1 protein-coding gene is annotated in these 2,020 nt (G+C 68.0%); it reads right to left on the bottom strand.

From position 1 onward, the window contains the following. Positions 1 to 2,020, bottom strand: a 2,020-nt coding sequence (locus I6F16_RS37380) for a condensation domain-containing protein (protein WP_225174761.1), incomplete at both ends; no start/stop codon positions are given.

Here is a 2,020-nt window from a genome sequence, read left to right as displayed (position 1 = left end):
GCGCAACGCAGATCGCCACCGGCTGGTCCGGCCTGACCCCGAGCCCGATCAGATGATGCGCCAGGCGGTTGGCCCGCGCATTCAGCTCGCGATAGCTTAGCCGCTCCTCCTCATGGACCACCGCCACCGCGTCCGGCGCACGGCGAACCTGTGCCTCGAACAGCTCGTGGATGCACACGTCCGACGGATAGGCCGATGCCGTCCGGTTCAGCTCCTCCAGCAGATACGCGCGCTCGGCGGATGACAGGATGTCCAGCTCGCGCACCGGCGTGCTCGGCGCATGCTCCAGCGCCTCCGACAGCTGCTCGAGCGCCCGCTGCATGTAGCCGCAGATCCGATCCGCAGAGATAGGCTCCGCCACCTGCGCCGTCAGCCCGAGCGCCTCGCCAAAATCCTCCACCGACAAGGTCAGCGGATAATTGGTGCGCTCCTCCCCGCCCAGCCATTCCACGCCCACCAGACTGTCACCGCTTGCACTGGCGACCGCCGCGGTGTTGTGGCGGTAGTTCAACAGCGCGCTGAACAGCGGCGCCGGCGCCGCAATGGCGCTGCAGCGCTGCGCCAGCGCCAGCGAGGCATGCTCGTGCGCCAACAGCTCGACCAGCCGGGCATGCGTGGTTCGCACGCTCGCCTCGACCGCGGTCCCATCAAGATCAAGCCGCAGCGGCAGCGTGTTGATGAACAGCCCCATCGCGCGGTCGCCACCCGCACCCCCATGCATGCGGCCGAACAGCACCGTGCCGAACACCACCTGCTCGCGCCCGCTGCTGCGCGCCACCACCTGACCCCAGGCCAGATGGCACAGGCTCGCCAGGCTCACCCCCAGCCGTCGCGCCTGGCTGCGCAGCCGCGCGTTCAGCTGCTGCGGCAGCATCCGCTGCGCCTCTCGAACCCCGCTGCCGTCGCCGCGCACCTCGCGCAAGCCGAACGGCGTGCTCGGCTCGTCGATGTCTGCCAGCCACCCCCGGAAGAACGCTTCATCCGCCTTGGCATCAGCGCCCAGGCGCGCCTGCGCCACCAGGTTGCGGAACGGCTGTGGCTCGGTCAGCTCATGCGCGCGTCCCTCCAGCACAGCGCGGACCTCGGCACGCATCACCTCCAGTGTGGTGTGATCCCCGATCAGATGATGCTGCAGCTCCAACAGCAGCCAGCGCCCATGGCCGGGCTCGCGCGCAATCACAAACCGCAACAAGGGCGCTCGGCCAAGATCGATGCGGTGCTGGCGCGGATCAAACCGATTCTTAAGCTGCGCGGCGCCAGGACCAGCAGACCCGTCCAGCTCGACCTCGCTCACCTCCAGCGGTGCGTGGCGCCACACCACCTGCGCCGGGCGCGACAGCCCCTCCCAGACGAACGAGGTGCGCAGAATGTCGTGCCGGTCCACCACCCGCTGGACCGCAGCAAGATAGCGGTCCAACACGCCACGGTCGGCAAACGCCATCTGCGATACCAGCAGGTACGGATCGCCCTTTGTCGCCAACAGATGATGGAACAGGATGCCGTCCTGCAGCGGCGACAAGCCATAAATGTCCTGGATGTTGCCGACCCCGCCGGGCACTGTGGCGATGATCCGGTCGATCTCGCCCTGCGCCAGCTCAATGAGCGGCAACATCTCTGGCGTGATCGCCGTACTCTGTTCGGTGATCCGATTGGCCGGGACCGCCACCTCCTGATGACTGCCCAGGCTTGCGGCCTGATCGGCCAGCACCGGCCTGGCGAACAGCGTGCGCACCTCAACCCCCAGCGACCGCCGCCGCAAACGCTCGATCAGTTGCACCGCCAGCAGCGAGTGCCCGCCGAGCGCAAAGAAGTGATCGTGGCGTCCGACCCGCTCAACACCCAGAAGCTCGGCCCAGATCTGTGCCAGCGTGATCTCGATCTCGCCTTGCGGCAGCTCATAGGCGCGATGCGCATACGCCTCATCGTCCGGCGCAGCCAGCGCCTTGCGGTCCAGCTTGCCATTCACCGTCAGCGGCAGCGCCGCCAGCCGCACGAACGCCGATGGCACCATGTAGTCCGG

Origin of the sequence: Bradyrhizobium sp. IC4060 (genome assembly GCF_020193715.1) — a bacterium.
Lineage (GTDB): Bacteria > Pseudomonadota > Alphaproteobacteria > Rhizobiales > Xanthobacteraceae > Bradyrhizobium > Bradyrhizobium yuanmingense.
The sequence above is the reverse complement of the archived record's forward strand: the minus strand, read 5'-3'. Positions and strand labels throughout refer to the sequence as shown.